Genomic DNA, 2,598 nt, shown 5'->3' on the forward strand with positions numbered 1-2,598 from the left:
CGAGCTCGAGGACGCGGTCGACGTCGAGGACGACCATGAGCTGTCCGTCGAGGCGGTGGACGCCGCCGGCGAGCTTGGCCATGCGGGGGTCGAGGTTGACGGGGTTTTCTTCCTTACCGTCCTCGGGCAGGCGCAGCACCTCGCCGATCTGGTCGATCAGGAGGCCATAGGATTCGCCGCGCAGGTCGACGCCGACCGCCATCGCGGTCTTGCCGTCCTCGTCCTTGGGCAGGCCGAGGCGCGAGCGCATGTCGACCACGGTGACGATGCGGCCGCGCAGGTTCAACACGCCCGCGATCTCACGCGAGGCCAGCGGCACGCGGGTGACGCGCTCGGGCATGAACACGTCCTGGACGCGGGAGATCGGCAGCCCGAACAGCTGGCCGCCGATCATCGCGGTGACGTACTCGACCATGGCGCCTTCAGCGGACTGGGTCTTCTTGCTCATTTCAGTGTCTCCTGGTCCATGCCGCTCAAGGTTTAAGCCGCGGCCGCCCGGCTCAGCTCGGAGGCGCCGGCGGCGCCCGCGGTCTGCTCCTTCAGCGCCGCGATCAGGCCGGGACGGTCGAACTTGGCGACGTAATCGTGGAAGCCGGCCTGACGGCCGCGCTCGATCGCCGCCGGCGACACCAGCGCCGACAGGCCGATGATCGGCGTCGCGGCGAGGTTGTTGTCGGAGCGGACGACTTCCGCGAACTCGAACCCGTTCATGTCGGGCATCTCGATGTCGGTCAGGATCACGTCGAAGTTTTGGGCGCGCAGTGCCGCGAGGCCCTCCTGCGCGGTCGGCGCGGTGCGGACGCGGTAGCCGGCGGCCTTCAGCACCGGCGCCAGCATGTTGCGGAAGAAGGCCGAGTCGTCGACCAGCAGCACCGACTGCGAATGCAGCGACGGCTTCATCTCCTTGCGGGTGAACCAGTCGGCGAACGCCATCGGCAGGAAGTGGCCGACGTCGATCACCTCGGTGGCCTGGCCCTTGATCACGGCCGAGCCGAGAATGCCGGAGGAGGAGCCGCCGACCTCGATGTTGAGGCGTTCCTCGACGATGTCGATGATCTCGTCGACGACGAGGCCCATGGAGCGGCCGTCGTCGGCGAACACCAGGATCGGCTGGGCGCCCTGGCTCGCAATGGTGACGCCTTCCATGGCCACCAGCGGCATCAGCTGCTCGCGGTACTGCACCATGTAGCGGCCGTTCGAGAACTCGATCTTGTCGGCGGGCAGCTCTTCCAGGCGCGTGACGAGGCCGAGCGGAACCGCCTTGGGCTGCGACGAGCCGGCGCGGAACACCAAGAGCGAGGTGGTCTGCTCGCCACTTCCGATGTGATGGCCGGCCGCTTCGTCACCCATGCCATGGGCCGAGGAGCCGGCGGCGCCGAGCGCCTTGGCGATGCCGTTGGGATCGATGATCATGATGACCGCGCCATCGCCCAGAATGGTGTTGCCGGAGAACATGTCGATGTGACGCAGTTTTGTCGACATCGGCTTGACCACGATTTCTTCGGTGTGGAACACGCCGTCGACGACGATGCCGAAGGTCTGGCTGCCGACTTGCGTCACCACGATGAAGCCGTTCTCGGGATCGGAGGCCGCGCCGTCGTCGATCTTCAGGAGCTTCTTCAGATGGATCAGCGGCAGCAGCTTGTTGCGGAGCCTGAGCACCGCGGTGTCCTTGATGCGCTCGATGCGGTGCTCGGAGTTGGCGCGGGCGCGGACCAATTCCACCACCGAGAGCTGCGGGATCGCAAAGCGGTCGCCGGCGGCTTCGACGATCAGCGCCGAGACGATGGCAAGCGTCAGCGGGATCTTGATGGTGACGGAGCTTCCTTCGCCGGCCACGCTCTTGATGTCGATGGTGCCGCCGATCTGGTCGATATTGGTGCGGACCACGTCCATGCCGACGCCGCGGCCCGAGACCGAGGTGATGGCAGCGGCAGTGGAGAAGCCCGGCGCGAAGATGAACTTGTGGATCTGGGCTTCGCTCATCTTCTCGAGCTCGGCCTCGGTGACGAGACCGGACGAGAGCGCCTTGGCCTTGATCTTCTCGGTGTTGAGGCCGCGGCCGTTGTCGGCGATGCAGATGATGATGTGGCCGCCCTCGTGATAGGCGGACAGGCGAATGGTGCCCTGCTCGCCCTTGCCGCTGGCGAGGCGCTCGGCGGGGGTCTCCAGGCCATGATCGGCGGAGTTGCGCACCATGTGGGTGAGCGGGTCCTTGATCAGATCGAGCACCTGGCGGTCGAGCTCGGTGTCGGCGCCGTGCATCTCGAGCTCGATCTGCTTGCCGAGTTCGGATGAGAGGTCGCGGACAATGCGGGGCAGCTTCTGCCAGGCATTGCCGATCGGCTGCATGCGCGTCTTCATGACGCCTTCCTGCAGCTCGGCGGTGACGTTGGAGAGGCGCTGCAGCGGCACCTTGAACTCGGTGTCCTCGTTGCGGCGGGAGATCTCCAAGAGCTGGTTGCGGGTCAGGACCAGCTCGGAGACCATGGTCATCAGGTGCTCCAGCGTATCCACGTTGACGCGGATCGACTGGTTGGCGATGCGGTCGCCCTCGCCCGCCATCTCGTCGGCCATCGACTTCTTCGGCGCGGCCTT

Annotated in this window: 2 protein-coding genes; both read right to left on the reverse strand. The window is 66.4% G+C overall.

The annotated features are described in order from the left end of the window. Positions 1 to 448: chemotaxis protein CheW (locus tag I6F12_RS36920; protein ID WP_057029821.1), on the reverse strand; the 448-nt coding region annotated here is incomplete at its 3' end. 32 nt (positions 449 to 480) lie between these two features. Further along, the coding region (locus I6F12_RS36925) for a hybrid sensor histidine kinase/response regulator (protein WP_225158534.1) at positions 481 to 2,598 on the reverse strand (2,118 nt) is incomplete at its 5' end.

This window comes from Bradyrhizobium sp. IC4059, assembly GCF_020193615.1.
Taxonomy (GTDB): domain Bacteria; phylum Pseudomonadota; class Alphaproteobacteria; order Rhizobiales; family Xanthobacteraceae; genus Bradyrhizobium; species Bradyrhizobium yuanmingense.